Source organism: Rhodococcus sp. NPDC056506 (genome assembly GCF_042794945.1).
In the GTDB taxonomy this organism is placed as follows: domain Bacteria; phylum Actinomycetota; class Actinomycetes; order Mycobacteriales; family Mycobacteriaceae; genus Rhodococcus_F.
Genome location: NZ_JBHTSW010000007.1, coordinates 1 through 24,374 on the forward strand (window position 1 = coordinate 1; position 24,374 = coordinate 24,374).

Consider the following 24,374-nt stretch of genomic DNA (forward strand, 5'->3'; position numbering starts at 1 on the left):
GGGCGAGAAACTCGCCGGCGCGCATTTTGTTCTGTGAAGCTCAGTTGTGAAACCGATCAGCCTGCGGACACCGAGCGTCCGGCCGACTTCAGGTCGTTGCATGCCTCGATGACACGAGCAGTCATGCCTGCTTCGGCCTTCTTGAGGTAGCTACGCGGGTCGTATGCCTTCTTGTTTCCGACCTCGCCGTCGACCTTGAGGACGCCGTCGTAGTTGGTGAAGAAGTGCCCGGCGATCGGACGCGAGAACGCGTACTGCGTGTCGGTGTCGACGTTCATCTTGACGACGCCGAAGTTCAGCGAATCCTCGATCTCGGACTTCAGCGAGCCCGATCCACCGTGGAACACGAAGTCGAACGGCTGCGAACCGGCAGCGAGGCCGAGCTTCGCTGCGGCAACGCGCTGCCCCTCGTCGAGAACCTCGGGCTTGAGCTTGACGTTGCCCGGCTTGTACACACCGTGCACGTTGCCGAAGGTGGCCGCGAGGAGGTACTTACCCTGCTCGCCGACGCCCAGAGCGTCGACCGTCTTCTCGAAGTCTTCCTTCGAGGTGTACAGCTTGTCGTTGATCTCGGCTTCGACGCCGTCTTCTTCGCCGCCGACAACACCGATCTCGACCTCGAGGATGATGCGTGCAGCCTTCGAGAGGGCGAGCAGTTCCTTGGCGATGGCCAGGTTCTCGTCGATCGGGATGGCCGAGCCGTCCCACATGTGCGACTGGAACAGCGGGTTACGGCCCGCGTCGACTCGCTCCTGCGAGATCGCGAGCAGCGGACGCACGTAGGTGTCGAGCTTGTCCTTCGGGCAGTGGTCTGTGTGCAGCGCGATGGTGACGTCGTACTTTGCCGCGATCACGTGTGCGAACTCGGCGAGCGCAACAGCGCCGGTGACCATGTCCTTGACGCCCAAACCGGAACCGAACTCGGCGCCGCCCGTCGAGAACTGGATGATGCCGTCACTGCCGGCGTCCGCGAAACCCTTGATGGCTGCGTTGATGGATTCGGAGCCGACACAGTTGATGGCGGGGAAGGCAAAGGAATGCTCCTTGGCCCGACCAAGCATCTCGGCATAGACCTCGGGAGTTGCGATAGGCACGGCGGGAGTCCTCCATATACGTGTCGTTCGGAGCGCTCGTCGATGTGAAAGCGCTTCGTGTGGTCCTAGCAGTATGGCAAGTCCTACTCGCCACGTCTCTTTGCGGTCTCGGCCGTCGTACAACCCCGGCATCAGCCACCGAGACCGACGCGATTACCTGCGGGGGTGGGAAACACTCAGATTCGGCCGGTACTCTGGCCTCCGTGAATGTGCTGGCAGCAACTGAATCCGTGACCAATCTGGCCTTGCTGCCGGACTTCCTCGATCCCGTCCATCTCCTGAACTCGTTCGGGACCTGGTTCTTGCTGGGTCTCCTCCTGGTCGTCTTCATCGAATCAGGGCTGTTGTTCCCGCTGCTCCCGGGTGATTCGCTCCTGTTCACGGCCGGTCTGGTTGCAGCGGCAGGTTCCGGAGCCAGTGAGGTCGAAGGATTCGCACCACTGTGGCTGCTGCTCCTCACCATTCCGATCGCCGCGATTCTTGGCGATCAGGTGGGTTACTACATCGGGATCAAGGGCGGTACGGCTCTCTTCAAGAACAACGACGCGCGCATCTTCAAGAAGAAGTACATCGACGAGTCGCATGCGTTCTTCGAGAAGCATGGCCCGATCACGATCTTCCTGGCACGCTTTGTTCCGATCGTGCGCACGTACGCTCCGCTGGTCGCCGGTGCCTCGCGCATGAAGTATTCGGTCTTCCTGACGTACAACATCGTCGGCGGCATCGTGTGGGGTGCAGGCGTCACGCTCCTCGGCTACTGGCTGGGGCAGATCGGCTTCATCCGTGACAACATCGACATCATCTTCATCGGCATCGTTCTGGTGTCGGTTCTGCCGATCATTTTCGAAATCGGAAAGCGACTTTTGTCGTCGAGACGCAGTGAACCGGCGAATACTTCCACTACGGATAATTCGACGGTGACAGTCCCCGAAGACCCCACCCCCTGATTGCAGAACGAGGCGAAGAACTGACGACGATGACGCTCGCATCCGGCAGTTTCTCCCCACTCGAGACTGCCGGGCCTCTGTTGGTCTGGATCATCGTCGTCACGTTCGTCTTCATCGAGTGCGCGATCATCCTCGGATTGTTTCTCCCCGGTGATTCGCTACTCATCACAGCCGGAATCGTTCTTGCCGGCCACGAGTCCGGTGCAGGTCACGTGTGGGCGTTGTCTGTCGGCGCGATGATCGCTGCCATTGCCGGCAACCAGGTCGGGTACGTCATCGGCCACCGGACGGGCAACCACATCAAAGCCCGTAAGGGCGGCAAGTACTTCACCGAGAAAAACCTGCATCGCGTCAACATCTTGTTGGAAAAGCACGGGTTCTGGGCGGTCCTGATTGCCCGCTGGGTTCCGTGGGTGCGCACCCTGTGCCCGATGGTCGCGGGCGCAGCCAAGATGAACCACACGCGCTACACCATCGCGAGCACCATCGGCGCGATCATCTGGGCGCCGGTGCTTTTGCTGCTCGGTTTCTACGGAGGCTCGTTCCTCGATCGTGTCCCGTGGTTGCTGCCCGCCGTACTGATCGTGATGATGGTCAGCTTGGTCATCGGTACCGCGTTGGGCATCTGGCAGTACCGCAAGGAGATGGCCCGTCCGGCCGAAGACGTCGAGGTCGAAGAGGTCCTCGACTAGAAGCTGTCTGCTCAGTGCAGGTGGCTCTGGTCCCACGCCGGCAGCGGGTCCTCGTAGCGAGTCCAGGCCCGCGGTCCTTCGCGTAGTTCGTCATCGGTCAGCAGTGCCGGATCGAGGATTCGTGACGGCGCCGCCGGGTCGAGTTTCACTCCGATGAACACGATCTCCTGCCCTGGCACCTCCGCCGCCGACGCCCACAGTTGAGCCGGTTCGATGACGAGGTTGGGGCCTGCCTGTGACCAGATCGCGGCGAATTCGGGCCGACTGGCGATCCAGCAGAATCCTTTGCTTCGCAAGAGGCCGGCGAATTGACCGAGCGCAGCCTCGAGCCTGGCCGGATGAAAGGGGCGCGAGGCGCGATACGTGACGCTGCGTATTCCGTATTCCTCGGTTTCCGGGGTGTGCCCACCGGCCAGTTCCTCGTCCCAACCGGGTACCTGCGCAGCGAGTTCCGGGTTGTAGAGACCGGTTTCGAGGACGCGGTCGAGGGTGACTTTTCCGTGGTCCGTCCGAATCAGTTGAGCGGTGGGGTTTAGCCTGCGGAGCGTTGCCTCGACGGTTCCTGCCGCGCGCGGGCTCACCAGGTCGGTTTTGTTCAGCAAGATGACGTCGGCGAACTCCACCTGATCGACCAGGAGATCGGAGATGCTTCGTCCGTCCCCCTCCCCGGCTTCGAGGTTGCGCTCGTCGAGTCGTTCGCCTTTTGCCAGTTCGCCGAGGAAGGTCGACGCATCCACCACGGTCACCATCGTGTCGAGCTTCGCGAGTGAGCCGAGGCTGAAACCGTCCTCGAATTCCCAGTCGAAGGTGGCTGCCACCGGCATCGGTTCGGAGATGCCGGTGGATTCGATCACCAACTGATCGAACCGTCCTTCTCGCGCCAGAGCGCCGACGGCGTCGATCAGATCCTCACGCAGCGTGCAGCAGATGCATCCGTTGGTCAGCTCGACCAACTTCTCCTCCGTGCGATCGAGGTGGCCCTGGCCCGCGACGAGGGCCGCGTCGATGTTGATCTCGCTCATGTCGTTGACGATGACGGCGACGCGTCGGCCGTCACGGTTGGCGAGGATGTGGTTGAGGAGTGTCGTCTTGCCTGCGCCCAGAAATCCGGACAGCACAGTTACTGGTAGCTGCTTCATTCCTTAATGATAACCGTTGTCGTTATCGACAACGTGAATCGGGCCTACTGCACTGCGGACGCACTACCCGAGAACTGGCTCTCGGGCCTCGGCAAACCGAAATGATCGCGAAGCGTCGTACCCGAGTATTCGGTCCGGAACAGCCCGCGATCCTGCAGGATCGGGACCACCCGCTCGGCGAAGATCTCGAGTCCACCCGGGTAGTACGGCGGCATGACGTTGAATCCGTCGGCAGCACCGCTGGTGAACCACTCCTCGATAGTGTCGGCCACCTGCTCGGCGGTTCCGGCGAACACCCGATGTCCGCGAGCACCCGCCAATCGATGAAGCAGGCCACGAACCGTCGGACGCTCGCGCTCGACGATGCCGGCGATCACCTGCAATCTGCTTTGCTTGTTGTCGGTGACATCGCCTGCAGCCGCGAACAGTTCGACGGGAACCGGTGCATCCAGTTCCAGATTCCGAACATCGGTCCCGGTGAGTGCACCGAGTTGCGCGAGCCCGTACTCCGGCGAAGTCAGCTCGTTGAACTCCCGTTCGAGCGCCTTGGCCTGCTCCTCGGTGTCACCGATGAACGGGCTGATTCCGGGCAGGATCTTGACGTGATCGGGGTTGCGGCCGAACTGAGCAGCCCTCGACTTGATGTCGGTGTAGAACGCCTGAGCGTCGGAAAGTCTTTGGTGCGCTGTGAAAATCGCCTCTGCGTACTGACCGGCAAACGCACGACCGTCGTTGGACGCACCGGCCTGCACCAGCACCGGGTATCCCTGCGGCGTTCGCGGTGCATTGAACGGTCCCCGCACCCGCAGATGCCGCCCGACGTAGTTGATCTCGTGAATCTTGTTTCTGTCCGCGTAGATTCCGCTCTCGCGGTCCAGACTGATCGCGTCGTCCTCCCAGCTGTCCCACAGCCGCACCACCGCGTCGACGAATTCCCGTGCACGCGAATACCGGTCACCGTGGTCCGGATGCTTGGCCAGCCCGAAGTTGGCTGCCGCCAGATCGGTGCCGGTGGTGACGATGTTCCACCCCGCGCGTCCGTTGGAGATGTGGTCGAGCGAGGCGAACAGCCGAGCCAGGTTGTACGGCTCGTAGTACGTGGTCGACGCCGTCGCGATCAAACCGATCCGCTCGGTCGCCACTGCAATGGCTGTCAACAAGGTGATCGGCTCCAACGTCCCCGCGGGACCGTGCTCGACGTCGCTGCGCAATGCCGGACCGTCGGCGAAGAAGATTCCGTCGAACTTAGCCGCCTCGGCGGTACGCGCGATCTCCTGGAAGTACGTGACATCGAACAGACGCTCAGGAGTTGTCCACGGATGCCGCCATGCCGCTTCGTGATGGCCGGCGGGGTGAATGAACGCGTTGAGGCTCAATTGGCGCGAGGAATCAGACATGCCTGAATGCTGGCAACAACCACCTTCCTCCGACAGGGTTACGGTTCGTGTGATTCCAACTCCGAGTGGGCGCTCGGTATCGTCGCATTGGTGACCTGTGTAGTTGAAGCCGAGTTCGTACCGTCTCTGAGGACATCACCCGTTCTTCGGCAATGGTGCGAAGTGTTCTCCGAAGGCCAGCGTCACCTTTCCGGAGCGTCGCCCACAGCGACCGCGCTGGCGAAAATGATCGAGACCGAAGACGATTCGGTCGACGTGTGGCGTTGGGTCGCACGCGACGCCGGCACCGACGAGGTTCTCGGCATCGCCCAGGCGCGAAAAGATTCAGCGGAAGCCGATCTCGCAGAGTTTCGGATGTATGTGAGTCCCCATGCGCAACGACGAGGAGTGGGACGGGCACTTGCCCAACTCGTCGAGGCCGACATCGATCGGTACGGCGTGCGCAGAATCAGGGTGACTGCGCGCACGGGAAGTGCAGCCGAACACTTCCTGCAGCAGTTCGACAGCCATCGCGTGCTGCTTCGACTGGCCAACCAGGTTCAGCACCTCAGCCCTCCCACCGCAGACAGCGCCCGCCCCGGCTATCGAATCGTCAGTTGGCGCAACCGAACCCCGGACGAATTTGTCCACTCTTTCTCGGAGGCATTGAACCGACTCCTCGACGCACCGGGCGCCGGACTGCAGATGCCCGAACGTAATTGGGGAGTCGACGAGCTCAGATCGTGGGAACGGAAGATGACCGGTGGCTCTCAGGTGCTCCTGGTGTGCTGCGCGGTCGACGACGCCGTCGGCGAAGTAGCCGCAGCGACAGTGGTGACGGTGGACGAAAATGACAGCAGCCACGCTTCGCAGCACGACACCGTGGTACTGCCCCGACACCGCGGGCACGGTCTCGCTCAGTGGGTCAAGGAGCAACAAGCGTGTGTGTTGGCAGCTGAATTTCCTTTGCTGAGAGAGATTTACACAACGGTGAACGCAGAAAACCACCCGATGCTGACCGTCAATCGGAGACTGGGATACCAGACCGTTGCGGAGCGAATCCTGGTGGAGATTGCCTCGCACACGCCTCGGTGACGACCTTCCTCCACAGGTCCGGGTGAGACTGCCAGAAGTTGTGTGCAACACCGTCGACGACCCCGAAATGAGCGTTCGGCACGAGCGCGGCCAATTGCTGCAACGGCCACGACGGGCGAATGTCGTCGGCCGCCGCGAGAAATGTCATGGGCACGGGTGAGTCGGCCAACTGCCGAAACAGCTGTGGCTCATGAATCCATTCGATGAACGATGCTTGAAGCGATTGCCAGACAACAGGTTCCCAGGGTATCTGCGGGTCCGGCTCGATCCCCGCTTCGTACTGCTTCGACCAGTGCCGGTCCTTGTGGAGGCCGTGCCCCGCGATTCCGACGACACTGGACACCGATTCCGGGCAGTCGAGTGCGTACCGCACAGCCAAGTCGGAGCCCCAGGAGTGACCCAGTACTACCCAGCTGTCGATCTCGAACGTGTGCCGGACCAGTTCGAGGTCCGCAACAGCCTGCGCCATCGTATGAGCGCCGCCACCGGACCGGCCTACCCCGCGCGGCTCAGGGCACCACGCACGCATTCCTTCAGGAAGCAGCGCGTCGTGAGCAAGATAGTGAACGCATCCCGGGCCGCCGGAGAGAACCAGAACGTCCGACCCTGACCCACCGACGTCGATGTGAAGACGAACGCCGTCAGTGTCGATCACGTGCCGGGATTCCATGACGGAGAACCCTAACGCTTTCGGGGGTATCCCGCCGCCGAGACGACAAATGCCGCTTCCATCAGCATCCACCCGCCCACCTGTACCGAGAGGTCTCGCTCGGGCACGCTCGACGAGCGCACCGTTCCGGCGGCGAAGGTGGCGATGTCGCCGGACAGACTCGGCAACTGGGCATCCTTGGTCCAGTCGTGTCCGAACAGCGGCAGGCCTTCGATCTGCAGTCTGTTGTTCCAGGCAGCTTCCGCGGAGGACAGAACGATCTGCGCTGCAAGTTCGCGCGCTCGCAGGTCCTCGTGGGTCTCCCACGACAGGTTCACCACCACGAACGCGAGGTAGCGAGCCAGGATCGCGTTGAACAATCCGCCGTCGCCCCCGCCACCGCCCGTGATGACTCCGTACTCGGTCATGCCGTCGTACACGGCGTCGACCAGCTTGTGGACTCGCTCGCGGTGACGCGGTTCGCCCAATCGCGTCGACAATTCGGTTTCCAACCCCAGCGTGACGCCCTGACAGTACGAGTAGATCGCGCGCTCGAGGGTGCCGTCGCGCCGGATACCGTCGAAGATCAGTCCGGAGTCCGGATCCCGCAGCGTCTCGTCGATCCAGTCGGCTGTTGCCTGCGCACGCCAGAGTTTTCCGGTGCGCGCCAGCATGATTCCGGCGGGCCCGTTTGCCGGGGTGTTGTAGAAATCGGAGCCCTTGCACCACGGAATACCGCCGCCGTCGGCCGGGGACCACGAATCGAAGAGCTGCGATTCGAGCGCCTGGACCGCAGTCCGGTGATCGACCGAGAACATGCGTTGAGCACGTTCGAGGGATAGACCAAGCCATGCCATGTCGTCGTAGTAATTGTTGGTCCACGCCGAGACGTTGCGGACCCGCACACTGCGGGCAACCTTCGCCACCCGGCGACGACGCTTGGGTGTCGGGTCACGTTCGAGTGCGTCGATTGCAGTGTCGAGCAGGTGTGCTTGCCACCAGTAGTGCCACGGCTTGAACATCCGCTCGCGCCGAACTGCAGGCCAGGCAACCACGCCGAGTGCTGTTCGGGGCATCCCCCACAGGCGCCGAAGGTGACGACTGACTATCGCGCCCTCAGCCGCATCGGCTCGCTCTGCCCACACTTCCTGCATAACTATCTATCCTGTCTGGTCGAGGCGCTACGCGCTAGCCGGAATACGTGAGCGGGATCAGCGGGAATCGGCGAGATCGGCGTGCTCACGGACCCACGCGTGCATCGCGATGCCGGCCGCGACTCCGGCGTTGATGCTGCGAGTCGAACCGAATTGTGCGATCGAGACCGTCATGGACGCAACCTCTTTCGCGTGTTCGGTCACCCCAGGCCCTTCTTGGCCGAACAGCAGGATGCACTCTCGCGGCAGGCTGGCAGTCTCCAGCGGCACCGACCCGGGAGTGTTGTCCACGGCCACGATCGTGAGTGAATTCTCACGGGCGTACTCGACGAGCTCGCCGATGTCGGCGTGGTGAACGATGTGCTGGTATCGATCGGTCACCATGGCGCCCCGCCGATTCCAGCGCCGACGCCCCACGATGTGAACAGCGGCTGCGGCGAACGCGTTGGCTGTGCGGACCACCGTGCCGATGTTGGCGTCGTGCGCGAAGTTCTCGATGGCGACATGCATGGTGTGACGACGCGAGTCGATGTCCTCGACTATCGCTTCCCTCGTCCAGTACCGGTACTCGTCCAAGACGTTTCGACGATCACCCTCGGCCAGAAGTACCGGGTCGTAGCGCTCGTCGGTGGGAGGTTCCGTGTCGTGCTCCTCGGTCCACGGCCCCACGCCGTTGGGGTTCTCGCCCCACTCGGTGGGTCCCGGTTCGTCGGCCCCGCCGGAAACATCTTCGGCAGCGACTTCGGTCATCAGAACACCTCGTTGGAATTTGCAGCCACCGTGAAGCCGTGCGTGGTCTGATCGTTGACACACGAGACGTCTGTCGCGGTGGTCGTGCAGGTGAAACCCAGTTTGCTCAGCGGTTGGCCGGCCGCCAACACCGGATCGGCGTCGGGGCCGCCGGACGTGTACACCTCACCGCCCGAACACATGAAAGCACCCTCACCCTCGTCGGTGACGCGAATGCCGTTGCCCCAGTTGACCATGCAACTCTCCGGTCGCGGCGGAACCGGGGTGGTCGTACCCTCGCACCCGGCTTCGATTCTGGTGGGCAACTTGATGATGCCGCACTGGAAGTTCCCGTCGGGAGTGGTGAAGTAGTAGGACTCGTTGCGCTCGAACTGCACGTCCGTCAGCGTCGTCGTCGGCGGTGGTGTCGTGGTCGGAGGTTCGGTGGTCGTGGTGACGACGGGAGCGACGGTGGTTGTCGTCGTCGGCACCGCGGTCGTGGTGGCCGAACTGGGCTGCGCCGCTACCCTCGGCGCTGAATCCGCCTCGCCGCCGCACCCGGCAAGCAAGAGCACCGACCCGACACTCAACAACACGAACCCCACCCGAACACGAACCACCCGAATACCTCCACACACGTCACTTTGGCCCCGCAACAGCCGACAGTGCACTCTATCGTGTGGCCGACTAAGTGCTGGTGACGCGCTTGTTTATCAGCCGTGAGAGCCACGCGGGCGAGAAACGCGACGCACTGAGGAAGAGCTTCGCCTGAGTTCCGACCGGGTAGTGAACCTTGTGGATGCGTCCGGCGCCGCGCGTGGCCGCCCACAACTCCTGGGCGACGTCGGTGGCGGTGAGTTTGATGCCCAACGATCTGGTGGCACCGGTGTCCATTCCCGTGACCATCGCCGTCTGGACGAACAGGGGCCAGAGGGCGAGTACGCGGATGTCGTGCTGCGCCCATTCAAGATCGAGCGCCTCGGTCAAGCCGCGGATCGCGAACTTGGTGGCGCCGTAGGTCGCGAGTTCGGGTTGGCCGTAGATCGCCGAAGCGGAGCACAGATTGACCACCTGCGCCCCGGCGGTATCGCGGAGGTACGGAAAAGCCGTGTGCGTGCCGTTGAGGGTGCCGGTGACATTGATGTCGATCATTCGGCGATGTGCCGCAAGAGAAATATCCTCGAATCTTCCCGAGGAGAGCACGCCCGCGTTGTTGACCAGGATGTCCAGACGCCCTGACTCCCCGGCAAATTCGGCCAAGCACTGCGCCCAGCCGAGTGGATCCGTGACGTCCAGGACTCCCGTCACGACACTGCCACCGAAACCGTCGATCTCGGCCTTCAAGGAGGCAAGGCCGGCGTCGTCGATGTCGAACGCACCGACGCGGTATCCGTTGCGCGCGAACAACAGCGACGTCTCCCGCCCGATTCCCGCCGCAGCACCGGTGATGAAGACGTTCGGTTCGCTCATGCGGTCAGGCTATCCTGGATGTGGAGGAAATCTGATGAATCACCGTCGCGTCGTACACACCGTGTGTTTCATCGCGGTGGGGTATCTGATCGTGCTCGCGGTGTGGCTCGGATGGCTGGTCGAGCACACTCCCCCTGGCACGCTGCCCTATCAGATCGGCGGACTGCTCGCCGCTTTCGGCTCGGTTCTCGGCTTCGGAATGGCCTGGGCCAACCGCCCGACCCGCGCCGAACGCAAACTCGAAAAGCACGGCCTCGAAGGATGGGCACGAATAGACACGGTCACTCCCCTGCGCCGAACCGTCGACGGTGAATTGGCCAAACTCGCACTTCATCTCACGGTTCCGGGCTCCGACTCGTACTCGGGCCGGATCGAATACGAGATCCGACCCGAGTACAAAGACAAGATCACTCCCGGATCCACGGTCACCGTCCTGGTGGACCCGAAGAACCGAGACCGAATCATGCTGTGCCCGTGAAAGACTAGACGCTCTTCTTGCGTCCCAGCGCCAACATGCCCTCCACCAGCATCAACTGTGCGCCCGCGTACGACGCCAAGATCACGCCCTCGGCAGCGGCGCGGCCCGCAGTCCCGCGAATGAACAGTCGACGAACCACGATCAGTCCGTCGGACGCGGTGAAGAGCACTCCGCCCAAACCGAGCCAGGAGCGTCGATCCTTGTTGGGAACGACCACGTCGAGCACGGCCTTCGCCTGCGGCGCCAGAGCTGGGTCCGCCGACAACGTCGAGGTGGTTCCCAACATCAATCCGTATCCGGTCAGCGGCGTCGACACGCTCGGCGCCTTGGCACGGAGCAGACCGGACGCCGTCGACCAACCGCTGATGCGGGGCCGCAGGGCGGCTCGGGTCGGGCGAGCGCCGCGGCGCAGCAGCAGCGCTGAGTAACTTGCCTGCATCACCGCGAACGACGACGCTCCCTTGATCAGGCGGGCGTCGTTGTCCGGGTCGATCATGAACACGTCGCCGACGGTTGCAGCGGCGAGGCCGGCCAGAAGCAGTGCGGTATCGGCGGTTTCCGTCTCCGAACGCTTGCGCAGCACTCGGGCAGCCAGGGCGGGTGCGATCAACGGCTTCGCGATCTGCTGAACCCGCTCGTTACCGACTACTGCCCCGGCCACGGTCGCTGCCGTCGCCGCCGCAAAAACTGCGTGCTCGATGCCCCACTTGCCCGCCATCACAATCCTCCTGTTGGTTACACGTCCAACAGCGACCGTACTGGGTCACTCAAGCGGCATCGCCGGATTTGACGTCCGCGCCGTAGACGTCGACGTATTCCTGCCCCGATTGCTCACAGAGCACCGTCATCAATTCGTCCGTCGCCGCGCGCACGACGGCTTGGTAGCCACGAAGTTCGCGATATCGCGAGAAGTCGATCGGCTCCCCTACCGTGATCCGGACCTTGCTGAAGCGCCACATCCGCGTACCCGGCGGGTTGACGGCGTCGCCGCCGTGCACGACGACGGGAATGACCGGCGCCCCGGTTTCCAGGGCGACACGAATCGCTCCGGTCTTTCCCTTGTACAGGCATCCGTCGGGTGATCGTGTTCCCTCGGGGTAGATCCCCCAGACTCCGCCCTTGTCGAGAATCCCGATGGCCGTGTCCAACGCCGCACGGGAGGCGTCGGCGCCGCTACGGTCGATCGGCACCTGACCTGCACCGCCGAAGAACCAGCGCTGCATCGCGCCCTTCACACCGGTCCCGGTGAAATATTCGCTCTTCGCGACGAAGGTGATGCGTCGGCGAACCATGAGAACCAGGAAGAACGAGTCGACGACTGCCCGATGGTTTCCCGCGAGAATCACCGGCCCTTTCTTGGGGATGTTGTGCTGGCCCTCGATCGTCGGTCGCCCGAACACCCACAGGACGGGGCCGATCAGGACGAATTTGAACAACCAATAGAGCACTGGGCATCACCTCTCTGCACATCACCGAGAACCGTCTCCACACGCGGGTAGACACTGTCTACGTCCCCAATAGTAGACACTGTCTTCTATGACCGTCATCAGCCTTCGCGAAACGCTCGTCGCCACCGGCGTCGAGATTCTCGATGCCGACGGCCCCACGGAACTGACGCTACGGGAGATAGCGCGTCGGGCGGGCGTGTCGCACGGAGCCCCGCGGAGATACTTTCCGACGCACAACAGCCTGCTCGCCGCGATCGCCTTCCACGGGCTTGTCGACCTCACCGACAGGCTCGATCCCATCCTCACCGGCAAACAATCGGCACGCGACCGATTGATCTCGGCCGCAATCGAATACGTGTCATTCGCCCAGGAGCGACCGGCGATGTTCGAGTTGATGTTTCGCCACGACCTCCTCGAGGGTGCGGGCAGCAACCTTCGAGAGTCCTCACTCCCCCTCTTGACAGCTCTCCGGACACTGACCGAATCGGCAAGAGCGTCCGATCCCACTACTTCCGCACTGAGCATCTGGACGGGAACCCACGGGGTCGCCGTGCTGGCGGCAAATCGAAGCCTCGCGCTCGTCGCCCCAGACTTCGATATCGCCGCGCTGGTCACCACGACTGTGACGGATCATCTGCCACACACTCGTTGATTTACATAGTTAACCTATGCAATAATATTTCACGTGGCAGATGACCAGCAGCAACTGCATGACCTACTCGTCGACCTCGTGAGCAACACGCACCGCTTCGCGAAGCTGGCAGGCTCGTTCGCGTCCGATCAGTACCCACGCGCCTGGCTGCGCGCACTCTCACTCCTCGAGGAGTACGGCGAAATGCGGATCAGCGATTTCGCCCGCCTCGACAGATGCTCGCAACCCTCCGCCACCGCGCTACTGCGCAAACTCGGCGAACACGGTTACGTCGAACGCCGCGCCGACCCGGAGGACGCCCGGGCAGTGCGAGTCGCCATGACCGACAAGGGGCGAAAGATCCTGAACGAAGGGCGAAACGAGATCGCCGACGCCCTCGTCCCCCACTTCGTCGAGCTCGAGCCCGAACAGATCAAGAAGCTGGCTGACGGATTGGCCGAATTGCGTTCCATCATCAAAACTTCCGATCCCAGCTGAAATACCCACCACTGAAAAAGGAGGTGGCCGTGAGCAACACGACCGCGACATCAACGCACCAGAACGAGGCTCCGCCGAGCCTCCTCAAGCAACCGAAAGCTGTGTGGGCGGTAGCCTTTGCCAGCGTCATCGCCTTCATGGGCATCGGTCTGGTCGACCCGATCCTCAAGCCGATCGGTGAACAACTCGACGCCACACCGTCCCAGGTTTCACTCCTGTTCACCAGCTACATGCTCGTCACCGGCGTCGCGATGCTCATCACCGGTGTGGTCTCGAGCCGCATCGGCGCCAAGAAGACGCTCCTCGTAGGCCTCGCAATCATCATCGTGTTCGCCTCTCTTGCAGGCGCTTCCAGCACCATCGGGCAGATCGTCGGATTCCGTGCAGGATGGGGACTCGGCAATGCGCTCTTCATCGCAACGGCACTCGCGGCCATCGTCGGCGCGGCCAGTGGCGGTGTCGCACGCGCGATCATTCTCTACGAGGCCGCATTGGGTATCGGCATCGCGGTCGGACCGTTGGTCGGCGGGGTTCTCGGTGACATCAGCTGGCGCGCACCGTTCTTCGGCGTCGCAGCCCTGATGGCGGTTGCCTTCATCCTCATCGTCGTGATGCTTCCCAGCGCACCCAAGCCAGAACACCACACGTCGATCGCCGCGCCCTTCCAGGCGCTGCGACACCGCGGACTACTCACCGTCGCCATCACCGCGCTGCTCTACAACTACGGATTCTTCACCCTGCTCGCGTACACCCCGTTCCCCCTCGACATGGGGGCGTACGCGATCGGATTCATCTTCTTCGGCTGGGGTCTGATGCTGGCGATCTCGTCGGTCTTCCTCGCCCCACGCCTGCAACGTCGCTTCGGCACACTGCCGATGATGATGCTGGCACTGACACTGTTTGCACTCGACCTGGGCATGATGGCTCTCTTCACCGAGAACAAGATCGTTCTGATCGTGGGCGTCGTCCTCGCCGGATTGTTCCTCGGCGTGAACAACACACTCATCACCGAGACCGTCATGATCTCGGCTCCCGTGGAACGGTCGACTGCCTCGGCCGCTTACAGTTTCGTTCGATTCGTCGGCGGCGCCGCAGCCCCGTGGGTAGCCGGCAAGCTCGGCGAATCCAACGTCCACATGCCGTTCTGGGTCGGCGCGGTTCTCACCCTCGCCGCCGTGTTCGTCCTGTCGAGCGGACGCAAAGTCCTCGCTCACGTCGACGACCACGATCCCGCACCGCACAGCGTCGACGAAGCACTCGCCGTAACCGTCGGCGACTGACCCCCTGTGAGTGGTTGAGGAGTGCAGGGACTCCTTAACCACTCACGGGCGTCAGCTCAGGTTCAGATCTTCCAGGCCCAACAGCGAGCGGTACTCGACGCCCTCGGCACCGATCACCGCGTCCGCACCCGTCGCACGATCGACGACCGTCGCGACTCCGACCACGGTGGCCCCTGCTTCGCGCAGTGCCTTCACCGCCGTCAACGGCGAATTGCCCGTCGTGGTCGTGTCCTCGACCACCAGGACCCGCTTGCCGACGATGTCCGGGCCCTCGATCTGACGCTGCATCCCGTGTGCCTTGGCAGCCTTGCGGACGACAAACGCGTCGATCGGGCGTCCGGGAGCATGCATCACCGCCATCGCAACCGGATCTGCGCCCATCGTCAAACCGCCGACGGCGTCGAAATCCCAGTCCGCGACCAGTTCACGCAGCAGCGAGCCGATCAGCGGCGCTGCCTTGTGGTGGAGTGTCGCGCGGCGAAGGTCGACGTAGTAATCGGCTTCCTTGCCCGAGGACAACGTCACCTTCCCGTGTACAACAGCCAATTCGCGCACCAGCGCAGCCAAATCCTCACGATCGCTCATGAGTGCTCAGCCTACCGACCACTGCCTTGTGTTCAGCTTCTGCCTCTGGGCTACGTTCGACTTCATCCTCTGGGCTACGTTCGGCTTCTGCCTCTGGGCTACGTTCGGCTTCATCCTCTGGGCTACGTTCGCCCTCGGCCTCTGCCGACGATGTTGGTCATCCGGCGAACCAGCCCCTTGGGAACCAGACGCCCGGCCGTCGTGAGGACCTTGTACTGGATTCCCGGAATGCTGATGACCTTGTCACCGCCGAGATCCTTCATCGACGCCGCAACCACCTGATCGACGCTCAGCCACATCGGCTTGGGGATCGTGGACATCTCGATACCCGCACGCTCGTGGAACTCGGTGCGGATGAAGCCGGGACACAGCGCCTGCACACGCACTCCCGTTCCGGCCAACCCGCCGGACAGCCCCTCGGTGAACGAAATGACATATGCCTTGCTTGCCGAATACGTCGAACCGCGGCCGGAGAGCAGGCCCGCGACGCTTGCAACATTGACAATCGTTCCGTGCGCCGACGCAATCATGCTGGGCAGCGCCGCGCGAGTCAGCCGCATCACGGCGGTGACGTTGACGTCGAGTTGCGACTGCAGAAGAGCCGGATCTGCGGTCCAGAACTCGCCGGAGGTACCGAATCCGGCGTTGTTCACCAACACCTCGACGCCCTTCTCCAGACGCAGCGCGACCGTGTCGCGTCCGGCCTCCGATGCGAGATCGGCAACCAGAATCTCCGACTCGGTGCCGAACATCGTCTTCAACTCGGACGCGAGGTCGTGCAATCTGACCTCGTCACGCGCGACGAGAACCAGGTCGTATCCGAGGGAGGCGTATTTCTTGGCGAAACCGGCGCCGAGACCAGAGGTAGGTCCGGTCACCAGGGCAACGGGACGCACAGGGCGATCCGAGTGGGAAGTCGACATACCGGCCACGCTAGTGGTTATTGCTACTGGACGGGAACCTTAAAGGTCAGTCGACCGGACGAATTGTGCCCGAGCGCTGCGACGCCGGACGCTGAGCCGGTTTGTCAGCCGCCTCGGGCTTGCGCAGCGATTGGTCCTGACGTGGCGCAGTTTCACGCGGTCCGGACTCACGCGATGCAGACTCACGCGGCGAAAATTCACGCGGCGCAGCTTCACGAGGCGGCTGCTCCTGACGCGTACGGGGCTGCTCTACCGGATCAGGAGTGGGGCGAGACTTCTCGGCGCCCGGCCGCGGGCGGCTCGGATCGTGATCGACCTCGAGTTCGTTGGGATCCGTGACCGGGGGCAGTACGTGCAAAATGCCGGACAGGCGCGCAACCGACTCGATTGCAGCGTCCCAATCCCGGCCGTTGCTGGTCACCGGGAGCGAACCGAGCGTCCACTGCCCTTCGCTCCACAGCATGCTGATCGACGGCGGAACCGATTCGGTGAACGCCACCATGCGCTGATCACAGACGCGACGAGCAATCTCGAGGTCCGTTGCAAAAACCACCCGGGAACCGATCGCACCCAGCAGGTTCAGGTCGCCGTCCTTGGGCGGAGCCGTCGACTTCAACCGAAGATCGATGTCGACGTCCGACCCGATCTCGCGGCGAACGGCCACGATGGTTGCGGTCTCTTCCAGGTCGAACAGCACGAACTGCTCTCCGCGACGGCGGCCTCGGACGACGTCGGTGGCAGTCAGGTAGTCCTGCTTGGCCATGACCGCGCGGTGCCATTCGCCTGCCAGCTGATCATCAGTGGCCGTGTACGTGTAGCCCTGCGCCTTTGCCCAGATCTGGCGCACTCGCCCCGATTGATCTCGCCTCGTCCTGTCGACGTACAGAAGCGCACCCGCGCCTGCGAGTGCAATTACTGCCAGTCCGAACCACATTCCAGTCATCACCCTCCAGGGTAGCGACTCACGGCCTCAACCTCCCGCGACACCCTGGTGGACTCGCCCGATGTGTCGTGAACGACTCAGTTGCCGAACTTCGGCAACGACGTGCTCAGAATCGTGTTCGCGGTCATCGTGCCGTTCTCCACCGGAGTTCCGTCGACGACGATGTTGTCTCCCGGTTGCAGATCGGCGATGGTCGCGCGGTTGAGCGCGATGAGCGTGGTGTCCGAGGTGGTCAGGACCGTCACCTGCGAGCCTCCGATCGAATCGATGACCAACGTGCCGCCGTCGTTCGACTTCACGGTGCCGACGGCTCCCCCGGCGTCACCGATCACTTCGCCGAGCCCGCCCGGAAGCTGGCTGAGCGGGGAATCCGTCGTCGGAGTCGGCGCCGTGGTGCTCGCCTTCGGCGGTGTGGTGGTCGGTGCCTGCGTCGTGGTGGTCGGGGGGACGAAAGCGGTCTGGGTGCCCTTGTCGTTCGAGCCGAACGCCGAGAACGCGATGATCGCGATCACGGCGACCAGGATCCCGACCACGCCGGCGGCCACCCACGTCCCGAGCTTGCGCTTCTTACCGCCGCCGGGCGACCCGTCTTCGATGAACGGCTGTTCCGGCGGAACCCCGCCGCCACCACCGGCAACCGGGTACTGCTGTGTATTTCCGTACTGCTGCGTGTTCCCGTACTGCTGGGCCGTGTAAGGCGGATAAGCCTGCGTCGCACCGGGCGGCGGTGCCTGCGGATCGAACTGCGGGTTGTAGGCGGGAAAGGCCTGAGTGGGGTTCGGCTGCTGCCCCTGCTGACCCAAGTACTCCGTGTTCTGATCCGGACCACCGTAGGGATACTGCTGTGCCCCCGGATACTGCTCTGCCCCCGGCTGCTGACCGAAATACTCCGTCGGCTGGTTCGGATTCGACGGGCCGGACACCGTCCCGTATTGCTCCGTCGGCTGGTCGGGCGTACGCCCCCACACCTCGGTCGCCTCGGGATCCTCACGGCGCGGCCCACCCGAATTGCGCGGATCGTTCTGATCGGTCATGCCTGGCTCACCTTCGGTTAGGACGAAAGAGCGTCGAAGTCGTTCGGAGAGGCGCGGGTGCAGACTTCCCCAGTTCGAGCATCCAGCCATCCAGGGTAGAACAAAAAGCGAATGCCCCGCCGATCCACTTGGATCGACGGGGCATTTCGCTTACCGAATCGAGGCAGAACCGATCAGGAGAGAACCAACTGATCCGCGTCCTCGCTGACACCGACATGCACGGTGTCGCCGTCCTGGACCTTGCCGGCCAGGAGCAGCTTGGCGAGCTGGTCGCCGATCGACTGCTGAACAAGTCGACGCAGAGGCCGAGCGCCGTACAGCGGGTCGTAGCCGCGCACTGCAAGCCACATCCGGGCCGCACCGTTCACCTCGAGGGTGAGACGACGCGCAGCCAGACGCTTCTGCAACTGCTCGAGCTGGATGTCGACGATGTGCTCCAACTGCTCTTCGGAGAGCGAGTCGAAGACAACGACGTCGTCGAGACGGTTGATGAACTCGGGTTTGAACGCGTGGCGTACCGCGTCCATGACCTGCTCACGTGTTCCACCGGATCCCAGGTTGGAGGTCAGGATCAGGATGGTGTTGCGGAAGTCCACCGTGCGGCCTTGACCGTCGGTGAGTCGGCCTTCGTCGAGCACTGCGAGCAGGACGTCGAACACGTCGGGGTGTGCCTTCTCGACCTCGTCGAAGAGGACCACCGAGTACGGGCGTCGCCGAACTGCTTCGGTGAGCTGGCCGCCGGCTTCGTAGCCGACGTATCCCGGAGGGGCACCGACGAGTCGGGCCACCGAGTGCTTCTCACCGTATTCGCTCATGTCGATGCGGATCATCGCGCGCTCGTCGTCGAAGAGGAAGTCCGCCAAGGCTTTGGCGAGCTCCGTCTTACCGACGCCGGTCGGGCCGAGGAACAGGAAGGAACCGGTCGGCCGATTGGGGTCGGCGACACCTGCTCGGGCGCGGCGGACCGCATCCGAGACGGCGACGACGGCGTCGGTCTGCCCGACTACCCGCTTGCCGAGTTCGGACTCCATGCGGAGCAGCTTCTCGGTTTCGCCTTCCATCATCCGGCCGGCGGGGATTCCGGTCCAGGCTGCGACCACGTCTGCGACGTCGTCGGGCCCGACCTCTTCCTTGAGCATGACGTCACCGTCGGAGGCAGCTCCGGAAGCGGCTGCTGCCTCTTCCAGTTCCTTCTCGAGCGCCGGGATGCGGCCGTAGCGCAACTCGGCTGCCTTGCCCAGATCGCCGTCACGCTCAGCGCGTTCGGACTCTCCTCGCAGGGTTTCGAGCTGTTCCTTCAGCACGCGCACCGAGTCGATGGCTTGCTTTTCGTTCTGCCAGCGGGTGCTGAGCTGATTGAGCTTTTCGCGGTCGTCGGCGAGTTCCTGACGCAGCTTCTCGAGCCGTGCCTTGGACGCGTCGTCGGTTTCCTTCTCGAGTGCCACTTCTTCGATTTCGAGTCGGCGAACAGTGCGTTCCACCTCGTCGATCTCGACGGGTCGCGAGTCGATCTCCATGCGAAGTCGCGATGCGGCTTCGTCCACGAGGTCGATGGCCTTGTCCGGCAGGAACCGCGACGTGATGTAGCGGTCCGACAGCGCGGCAGCAGCCACCAACGCGGAGTCGGTGATGCGCACGCCGTGGTGCACCTCGTAGCGCTCCTTGAGGCCGCGCAGGATGCCGATGGTGTCCTCGACCGAGGGCTCGCCGACGAGCACCTGCTGGAAGCGACGCTCGAGTGCGGCGTCCTTCTCGATGTACTTGCGGTATTCCTCGAGCGTGGTGGCACCGACCAGCCGCAGCTCACCGCGGGCGAGCATCGGCTTGATCATGTTGCCTGCGTCCATCGCGGATTCACCGGTGGCACCGGCGCCGACGATGGTGTGCAGCTCGTCGATGAAGGTGATGACCTGTCCGGCGCTGTTCTTGATGTCGTCGAGGACAGCCTTGAGGCGCTCCTCGAATTCACCGCGGAACTTGGCGCCCGCGACCATGGACCCGAGGTCCAGGGACACGACGGTCTTGCCTCGCAGCGATTCCGGGACGTCACCCGCGACGATGCGTTGGGCCAGGCCCTCCACGATCGCGGTCTTGCCGACGCCGGGCTCACCGATGAGTACCGGGTTGTTCTTGGTACGACGCGAGAGCACCTGCACGACACGACGAATCTCGGTGTCGCGACCGATCACCGGGTCGAGCTTGCCGCTTCGTGCGGCTTCGGTGAGGTCGGTCGAGTACTTTTCCAGCGCTTGGTAGGTGCCTTCGGGCTCCGGGCTGGTGACGCGAGCGCTGCCACGGACGGTGGTGAAGGCTTCACGCAGTGCGTCCTGGGTGGCGCCGTGGCGCACGAGCAACTGTGCGACGTCGGAGTCGCCGCCGGCCAGTCCGTAGAGGACGTGCTCGGTGGAGACGTACTCGTCGTCCATCTCGGTGGCGAGGTGCTGAGCAGCGGTCAGTGCCGCGAGTGCCTCACGCCCGAGTTGCGGAGTGGAGCTTGCGCCGGTTGTCTTGGGCAGGCGATCGACGATTGCCTGCGCTTCTCGGTGTACGACGGTGGGGTCGACGCCTACAGCTTTGAGTAGTGGGGCAGCGATGCCGTCGGTCTGGTCGAGCAATGCGACCAGCAGATGGGCAGGCCGGATATCGGGGTTACCCGCCGACGACGCCGACTGCAGTGCAGCCGTCATCGCAGCCTGGGTCTTGGTTGTTGGTGTGAACGAGTCCACTTGTCACCTTTCTGGCGAAGTCGAACGGGAAGAGCCGCGACCGGTTGGTATTGCGACTGTGTCAATATGCTCAACGCGGACAAACTTGAGTCTATTCCGCTCAAGTTTGTTTTCGCCAGGCCGAGTTGGTTTCGTAGGTCACATTTTCAGCCGTACTAGAATTGTGGCGAGAGTTGCAGCTGGTGTGAAAGGGGGATGGATTGGATCCGACAGTGATTGCCCGTCTGCAATCCAGCCTCGATTCTCTGACCGACGACGAAGAGAGCCGTGCGCACTTCTCGGCCGTGTTCTATACCGGCCTCTTTGCGGAACATCCTCTGTACCGCTCATTGTTCCCGGCCGGGATGGAGTCGCAGGGGCACCGTTTCTTCAGAGCGATCGAGTTCGTCGTCAAGAACCTCCCCCAGCATCGTCGGATCCGGAAGTTCCTCACCCAACTCGGCCGCGATCATCGTCGCTACGGCGTCGAGCGTGAGCACTACGAGGCTGCCGGTGTTGCACTCGAGCGCGCGGTTCGGTCGATGTACGGAACCAGCGCGCACAGTCGCTACAAGTGGACACCGGAACTGGAGGATGCCTGGTCTCAGTTCACCGACCTCGTCGTCAGCACGATGGCCGACGGCGCCGAATCCGACACGTCCCCGGCGCTCTGGGGTGGAACCGTGGTCAGCCACGAACGAGTGCTCGACGATCTGGCGATAGTGCGCCTCGAAGCCGACCCACCCATTCCGTACGGGGCGGGGCAATACCTCGGCGTTCAGATTCCCCAACGCCCGAAGATGTGGCGGTACTACTCGCCGGCGATTCCGACCAACCCTTTCGGTCAGCTCGAGTTCCACATCCGCAAGGTGTCGGGAGGATGGGTCAGCCCGGCGATCGTCGGTGAAACCAATGTCGGTGACCGCTGGGTCATGTCCACTCCCCTCGGCGGCTTGGAGGTCGACTTCACCAGCGACCGCGACGTTCTCATGATCGGCTCCGGCACCGGCATCGCCCCACTGCGAGCCCAGGTGATGGAAATGTCTCAGCGCGCGAACAATCCGCGCGTGCACCTGTTCGTCGGCGGACGGTATCCGTGCGACCTCTACGACCTCGAAACGCTCTGGCACATCTCGCTCAGCAATCCGTGGTTGACCGTCGTACCGGTGTCCGAAGAACCCGAAAACCCTTGGTGGCACAACGGACCGGTACTCGAACCCCCCTTCGGAATGCACAGCCGACTGATCGGACCGATCGGAAAAGTAGTCTCGCAGTTCGGCTCGTGGGCCGACCGCCAGGTGCAGATCTCGGGGTCACCGTCGATGATCAAGACGACCGTCTACGCCTTGCGTGCCGGCGGAACTCCGCTCGACCAGATCCGGCACGACCCGCTCTACTGACTACAGGAGAACTTTCATGGCCCAGCGAACCTGGTCGAGCACAGTCGTCGAACATCACCGCCTCCGTGAGGATCTGGCGGTTGTCCGTCTGGTCGGCGACGTCGTCCCGTTCCGCCCCGGCCAGTACGTCGACGTCAGCGTTCCGCAGAATTCGCGGTTGCTCCGCCGACTCTCCCCCGCCCTGCCTCCCTCACACGACGGGAAGTTGGAGTTTCACGTCAAGACGGTTCCCGGAGGTTGGGTCAGCGGTTCGATAGTCAAGGACACCCAGCCTGGTGACGTCTGGCAGATACTCGACCCGCGCGGCAATCTGTCGGTCGACGAGAACGGCCCCACCGTCATCATGGTGGCGGGCGGAACCGGTTTGGCTCCACTTCGCTCGATCATTCTCGATCTGGCTCAGACCCCGAACCCGCCGCAGGTCTACCTCTTCTTCGGCGGCCGAACGCTTCGTGATCTCTACGCAGCGGACATGCTGTGGCTGCTCGCCGACCAGTTTCCGTGGTTGCAGCCGATTCCCGTCGTCGAAGATCTCTCAGACGGCGGCCCGCCCGACGGATGGTTCGACCGGTTGAACGTCGACATCGGATTCGGCGACGACCACCTCATCGAAGGCACGCTCGCCGACGTCGTCGCGTCGTACGGTGCGTTCACCGAACATCAGGTCTTGGTGTGCGGATCAGCGGCCATGGTTCGATCGACGCGTGATCGGTTGATCGAGGCCGGCACCCCGGCCGACGTCATTCAGTTCGACCCGTACTGACGGTCAGTACGTCGGGTCGTTGCGGACGGTGTCGACGTCGATCCCCACTGCACGAAGCCTGAATTTGGTGCTGTTGACCATGGATTCGCTGCCGACGAGCTGAATGTCGTAGCCCGCCCAGTCCCCGAACGAGGTCACGACCTTTCCGACCTTGCCGGTGATGCGGCGCTTCATGCCGATCGGCGGCAGTGGTTCCGCTTCGGTGTGCCACCACGGATTCTCGTCCTCTTCGGAGACGGGAACGATGGTGAGCCACGGGTGCTTCTCGGCCAACTTCCACAGGTGTGGAAGGTCGTAGAGATCGCACGGATTCTGGCCGGAATAGAACAGATGAACCTTGCGGGTGTTTCCGCGTCGGATCAGCTCGAGTATCTGCGCGCGAAGAGGCGCGACACCGGTTCCCGACGCGATCATCAGCAGGTCCTTGGAGTTCTCCGGAATCCCGAGAGCACCGATCGGAGAGCCGACCACCCAGGTGTCGCCGACGGCGGTCTGGTTGACCATCGCCGGGCTGACCCAACCGCCGGTGACCTGACGGATGTGGAACTCGAGGATTCCGGTTCCGTCGTACGGCGTGGCCGGTGAGAGGTAGCGCCACATGCGCGGCCTCGCGGCGACCTGCACGCTGACGTACTGACCGGCGCGGTACTCCATCGTCTGGTCGAGTTGCAGCCTGACGACGGCGACGCCCTTGATGACCGGGCGGCATTCGATGACGGTGGCACTCCAGGCGGGCGGACCGTCCTCGGCGTTGGCGGCGTCCATCATCGCTGCCGAGATGATCGCGAGCGCGTTACGCCACGCGCTGTCGACCTCGTCTGTCCACAGTTCGGCACCCCCGAACGTCTCGAGCGCTTCGATCAAGGCATTGCCGACGGCCGTGTAGTGCTCGTCGGTGACTCCGTACTTACGGTGATCGCGGCCGAGCTGCGCGAGGTACTCGAGTATCGCGTCGGACTCGTCGAGACGTTCGACGACGTGAGCGATAGCGCTGACGAGCCGATCCCGCTGCACATCCATCGCTGCCGGAAAAAACTCACGGGTTTCGGGCGATCGAGCGAACAGAATCGAATAAAAGGTACGGGCGAGCCGTTCCGGACCATCTTCTACCGCAGCGACGGATTTGAAGCTCGACCGGACCAGAGAAATTGCTTGCGAATCCACGCTCATCCTCGTCCCGACTAGACGCGGCAAGACCCGCCGCGGAATTTCGTCTGCAGCTTATGTCACAAATGTCTGACTCGTAAATCATTCTGGACAAGTGTCACAATGCGACCCCATTTCGCGGTGTGACCGTCCCTTTCTTATTCTTGCGTGCAAGATAAACAAGAGCTTCGACAC

Annotated in this window: 25 protein-coding genes; 9 read left to right on the forward strand and 16 right to left on the reverse strand. The window is 63.1% G+C overall.

Features of this window, described 5'->3' with window-relative positions; genetic code table 11:
- Positions 1 to 56: 56 nt before the first annotated feature.
- Complete coding sequence (fbaA, locus tag ACFQ6H_RS08830; RefSeq protein ID WP_378645497.1) at positions 57 to 1,094, reverse strand: class II fructose-bisphosphate aldolase; 1,038 nt, start codon at positions 1,092 to 1,094, stop codon at positions 57 to 59.
- A 203-nt stretch (positions 1,095 to 1,297) separates the two neighbouring features.
- On the opposite strand from fbaA, the gene ACFQ6H_RS08835 reads away from it, so the two are divergent.
- Entirely contained in the window at positions 1,298 to 2,041 is a 744-nt protein-coding gene (locus ACFQ6H_RS08835) for a VTT domain-containing protein (protein WP_378536116.1), read from the forward strand.
- Between the two features lie 29 nt (positions 2,042 to 2,070).
- The gene (locus ACFQ6H_RS08840) at positions 2,071 to 2,733 is read left to right on the forward strand and encodes a DedA family protein (RefSeq protein WP_003944306.1); all 663 of its coding nucleotides are present in this window, start codon (positions 2,071 to 2,073) and stop codon (positions 2,731 to 2,733) included.
- Positions 2,734 to 2,744: 11 nt separating this feature from the next.
- Here the strand turns inward: ACFQ6H_RS08840 and ACFQ6H_RS08845 are convergent, their stop codons facing one another.
- Positions 2,745 to 3,872, reverse strand: coding sequence for a GTP-binding protein (locus tag ACFQ6H_RS08845; protein WP_003944416.1), 1,128 nt, complete (start codon positions 3,870 to 3,872; stop codon positions 2,745 to 2,747).
- Between the two features lie 44 nt (positions 3,873 to 3,916).
- A complete protein-coding gene (locus ACFQ6H_RS08850; RefSeq protein ID WP_378548566.1) occupies positions 3,917 to 5,269 on the reverse strand; it encodes an LLM class flavin-dependent oxidoreductase in 1,353 nt (450 codons plus the stop codon).
- A gap of 6 nt (positions 5,270 to 5,275) precedes the next feature.
- Here ACFQ6H_RS08850 and ACFQ6H_RS08855 point away from each other — a divergent pair, with 6 nt between their 5' ends.
- The gene (locus ACFQ6H_RS08855) at positions 5,276 to 6,343 is read left to right on the forward strand and encodes a GNAT family N-acetyltransferase (RefSeq protein WP_378645500.1); all 1,068 of its coding nucleotides are present in this window, start codon (positions 5,276 to 5,278) and stop codon (positions 6,341 to 6,343) included.
- Here the strand turns inward: ACFQ6H_RS08855 and ACFQ6H_RS08860 are convergent.
- From ACFQ6H_RS08860 to ACFQ6H_RS08880, 5 genes are all read right to left on the reverse strand, one after another.
- The gene (locus ACFQ6H_RS08860; protein WP_378645502.1) at positions 6,270 to 7,013 is read right to left on the reverse strand and encodes an alpha/beta fold hydrolase; all 744 of its coding nucleotides are present in this window, start codon (positions 7,011 to 7,013) and stop codon (positions 6,270 to 6,272) included. The two genes, ACFQ6H_RS08855 and ACFQ6H_RS08860, sit on opposite strands and share 74 nt — an antisense overlap.
- An 11-nt stretch (positions 7,014 to 7,024) precedes the next feature.
- On the reverse strand, positions 7,025 to 8,146 hold the full coding sequence (locus tag ACFQ6H_RS08865) for a glycoside hydrolase family 76 protein (RefSeq protein ID WP_003944321.1): 1,122 nt from the start codon (positions 8,144 to 8,146) through the stop codon (positions 7,025 to 7,027).
- Between the two features lie 57 nt (positions 8,147 to 8,203).
- The gene (locus ACFQ6H_RS08870) at positions 8,204 to 8,896 is read right to left on the reverse strand and encodes a TrmH family RNA methyltransferase (RefSeq protein WP_378645505.1); all 693 of its coding nucleotides are present in this window, start codon (positions 8,894 to 8,896) and stop codon (positions 8,204 to 8,206) included.
- On the reverse strand, positions 8,896 to 9,495 hold the full coding sequence (locus ACFQ6H_RS08875) for a DUF6636 domain-containing protein (protein ID WP_378536105.1): 600 nt from the start codon (positions 9,493 to 9,495) through the stop codon (positions 8,896 to 8,898). The genes ACFQ6H_RS08870 and ACFQ6H_RS08875 overlap by 1 nt, the downstream gene beginning before the upstream one ends.
- Before the next feature lie 67 nt (positions 9,496 to 9,562).
- The gene (locus tag ACFQ6H_RS08880; protein WP_378645508.1) at positions 9,563 to 10,345 is read right to left on the reverse strand and encodes an SDR family oxidoreductase; all 783 of its coding nucleotides are present in this window, start codon (positions 10,343 to 10,345) and stop codon (positions 9,563 to 9,565) included.
- 34 nt (positions 10,346 to 10,379) lie between these two features.
- On the opposite strand from ACFQ6H_RS08880, the gene ACFQ6H_RS08885 reads away from it, so the two are divergent.
- The gene (locus ACFQ6H_RS08885) at positions 10,380 to 10,823 is read left to right on the forward strand and encodes a hypothetical protein (RefSeq protein ID WP_378448530.1); all 444 of its coding nucleotides are present in this window, start codon (positions 10,380 to 10,382) and stop codon (positions 10,821 to 10,823) included.
- 4 nt (positions 10,824 to 10,827) lie between these two features.
- Here the strand turns inward: ACFQ6H_RS08885 and ACFQ6H_RS08890 are convergent, their stop codons facing one another.
- Together ACFQ6H_RS08890 and ACFQ6H_RS08895 are read right to left on the reverse strand one after the other, a co-directional pair.
- The gene (locus ACFQ6H_RS08890) at positions 10,828 to 11,541 is read right to left on the reverse strand and encodes a lysoplasmalogenase (protein ID WP_378645511.1); all 714 of its coding nucleotides are present in this window, start codon (positions 11,539 to 11,541) and stop codon (positions 10,828 to 10,830) included.
- 49 nt (positions 11,542 to 11,590) lie between these two features.
- Positions 11,591 to 12,271, reverse strand: a complete 681-nt coding sequence (locus ACFQ6H_RS08895) for a lysophospholipid acyltransferase family protein (protein ID WP_378448531.1) — start codon at positions 12,269 to 12,271, stop codon at positions 11,591 to 11,593.
- A gap of 88 nt (positions 12,272 to 12,359) precedes the next feature.
- Here ACFQ6H_RS08895 and ACFQ6H_RS08900 point away from each other — a divergent pair, with 88 nt between their 5' ends.
- Genes ACFQ6H_RS08900 through ACFQ6H_RS08910 form a run of 3 tightly spaced genes read left to right on the forward strand, consistent with a single transcriptional unit; the run spans position 12,360 to position 14,680 of the window.
- On the forward strand, positions 12,360 to 12,923 hold the full coding sequence (locus ACFQ6H_RS08900) for a TetR/AcrR family transcriptional regulator (protein ID WP_378548545.1): 564 nt from the start codon (positions 12,360 to 12,362) through the stop codon (positions 12,921 to 12,923).
- A 33-nt stretch (positions 12,924 to 12,956) separates the two neighbouring features.
- A complete protein-coding gene (locus ACFQ6H_RS08905) occupies positions 12,957 to 13,400 on the forward strand; it encodes a MarR family winged helix-turn-helix transcriptional regulator (RefSeq protein WP_378536093.1) in 444 nt (147 codons plus the stop codon).
- Between the two features lie 23 nt (positions 13,401 to 13,423).
- Entirely contained in the window at positions 13,424 to 14,680 is a 1,257-nt protein-coding gene (locus tag ACFQ6H_RS08910; RefSeq protein WP_378536091.1) for an MFS transporter, read from the forward strand.
- A 51-nt stretch (positions 14,681 to 14,731) separates the two neighbouring features.
- Here ACFQ6H_RS08910 and pyrE read toward each other — a convergent pair whose 3' ends face one another.
- The 5 genes from pyrE to clpB all read right to left on the reverse strand — a co-directional run bounded on the left by pyrE (position 14,732) and on the right by clpB (position 20,891).
- Positions 14,732 to 15,265: an orotate phosphoribosyltransferase gene (gene pyrE, locus ACFQ6H_RS08915; protein ID WP_003944385.1), complete on the reverse strand. Its 534-nt coding sequence runs from the start codon at positions 15,263 to 15,265 to the stop codon at positions 14,732 to 14,734.
- A gap of 122 nt (positions 15,266 to 15,387) precedes the next feature.
- Positions 15,388 to 16,188, reverse strand: a complete 801-nt coding sequence (locus tag ACFQ6H_RS08920) for an SDR family NAD(P)-dependent oxidoreductase (RefSeq protein WP_378645515.1) — start codon at positions 16,186 to 16,188, stop codon at positions 15,388 to 15,390.
- A gap of 46 nt (positions 16,189 to 16,234) precedes the next feature.
- Positions 16,235 to 17,122: a hypothetical protein gene (locus ACFQ6H_RS08925; protein ID WP_378645802.1), complete on the reverse strand. Its 888-nt coding sequence runs from the start codon at positions 17,120 to 17,122 to the stop codon at positions 16,235 to 16,237.
- 86 nt (positions 17,123 to 17,208) lie between these two features.
- On the reverse strand, positions 17,209 to 18,165 hold the full coding sequence (locus ACFQ6H_RS08930) for a hypothetical protein (RefSeq protein WP_378536087.1): 957 nt from the start codon (positions 18,163 to 18,165) through the stop codon (positions 17,209 to 17,211).
- Between the two features lie 173 nt (positions 18,166 to 18,338).
- Complete coding sequence (gene clpB, locus ACFQ6H_RS08935) at positions 18,339 to 20,891, reverse strand: ATP-dependent chaperone ClpB (RefSeq protein ID WP_230816327.1); 2,553 nt, start codon at positions 20,889 to 20,891, stop codon at positions 18,339 to 18,341.
- Between the two features lie 200 nt (positions 20,892 to 21,091).
- Between clpB and ACFQ6H_RS08940 the strand changes: the two genes are divergently transcribed.
- Positions 21,092 to 22,270 carry an FAD-binding oxidoreductase gene (locus ACFQ6H_RS08940; RefSeq protein WP_378645517.1) on the forward strand — a complete coding sequence of 393 codons (1,179 nt, stop codon included), beginning with the start codon at positions 21,092 to 21,094 and terminating at the stop codon, positions 22,268 to 22,270.
- Positions 22,271 to 22,286: 16 nt separating this feature from the next.
- Entirely contained in the window at positions 22,287 to 23,033 is a 747-nt protein-coding gene (locus ACFQ6H_RS08945) for an FAD-binding oxidoreductase (protein WP_050656278.1), read from the forward strand.
- Positions 23,034 to 23,036: 3 nt separating this feature from the next.
- Here the strand turns inward: ACFQ6H_RS08945 and ACFQ6H_RS08950 are convergent, their stop codons facing one another.
- The gene (locus ACFQ6H_RS08950; RefSeq protein ID WP_378448539.1) at positions 23,037 to 24,197 is read right to left on the reverse strand and encodes a globin domain-containing protein; all 1,161 of its coding nucleotides are present in this window, start codon (positions 24,195 to 24,197) and stop codon (positions 23,037 to 23,039) included.
- Between the last annotated feature and the right edge of the window lie 177 nt (positions 24,198 to 24,374).

Bases quoted from the DNA above. Each gene is read 5' to 3' on its own strand.
- ACFQ6H_RS08860 (WP_378645502.1), bottom strand. From the start codon at position 7,013: ATGGAATCCCGGCACGTGATCGACACTGACGGCGTTCGTCTTCACATC.
- ACFQ6H_RS08840 (WP_003944306.1), top strand. From the start codon at position 2,071: ATGACGCTCGCATCCGGCAGTTTCTCCCCACTCGAGACTGCCGGGCCT.
- ACFQ6H_RS08870 (WP_378645505.1), bottom strand. From the start codon at position 8,896: ATGACCGAAGTCGCTGCCGAAGATGTTTCCGGCGGGGCCGACGAACCG.
- ACFQ6H_RS08930 (WP_378536087.1), bottom strand. From the start codon at position 18,165: ATGACCGATCAGAACGATCCGCGCAATTCGGGTGGGCCGCGCCGTGAG.
- pyrE (WP_003944385.1), bottom strand. From the start codon at position 15,265: ATGAGCGATCGTGAGGATTTGGCTGCGCTGGTGCGCGAATTGGCTGTT.
- ACFQ6H_RS08845 (WP_003944416.1), bottom strand. From the start codon at position 3,872: ATGAAGCAGCTACCAGTAACTGTGCTGTCCGGATTTCTGGGCGCAGGC.
- ACFQ6H_RS08890 (WP_378645511.1), bottom strand. From the start codon at position 11,541: ATGGCGGGCAAGTGGGGCATCGAGCACGCAGTTTTTGCGGCGGCGACG.
- ACFQ6H_RS08900 (WP_378548545.1), top strand. From the start codon at position 12,360: ATGACCGTCATCAGCCTTCGCGAAACGCTCGTCGCCACCGGCGTCGAG.
- ACFQ6H_RS08855 (WP_378645500.1), top strand. From the start codon at position 5,276: ATGCTGGCAACAACCACCTTCCTCCGACAGGGTTACGGTTCGTGTGAT.
- ACFQ6H_RS08945 (WP_050656278.1), top strand. From the start codon at position 22,287: ATGGCCCAGCGAACCTGGTCGAGCACAGTCGTCGAACATCACCGCCTC.
- ACFQ6H_RS08925 (WP_378645802.1), bottom strand. From the start codon at position 17,122: ATGTGGTTCGGACTGGCAGTAATTGCACTCGCAGGCGCGGGTGCGCTT.
- ACFQ6H_RS08865 (WP_003944321.1), bottom strand. From the start codon at position 8,146: ATGCAGGAAGTGTGGGCAGAGCGAGCCGATGCGGCTGAGGGCGCGATA.
- ACFQ6H_RS08920 (WP_378645515.1), bottom strand. From the start codon at position 16,188: ATGTCGACTTCCCACTCGGATCGCCCTGTGCGTCCCGTTGCCCTGGTG.
- ACFQ6H_RS08880 (WP_378645508.1), bottom strand. From the start codon at position 10,345: ATGAGCGAACCGAACGTCTTCATCACCGGTGCTGCGGCGGGAATCGGG.
- ACFQ6H_RS08850 (WP_378548566.1), bottom strand. From the start codon at position 5,269: ATGTCTGATTCCTCGCGCCAATTGAGCCTCAACGCGTTCATTCACCCC.
- ACFQ6H_RS08885 (WP_378448530.1), top strand. From the start codon at position 10,380: ATGAATCACCGTCGCGTCGTACACACCGTGTGTTTCATCGCGGTGGGG.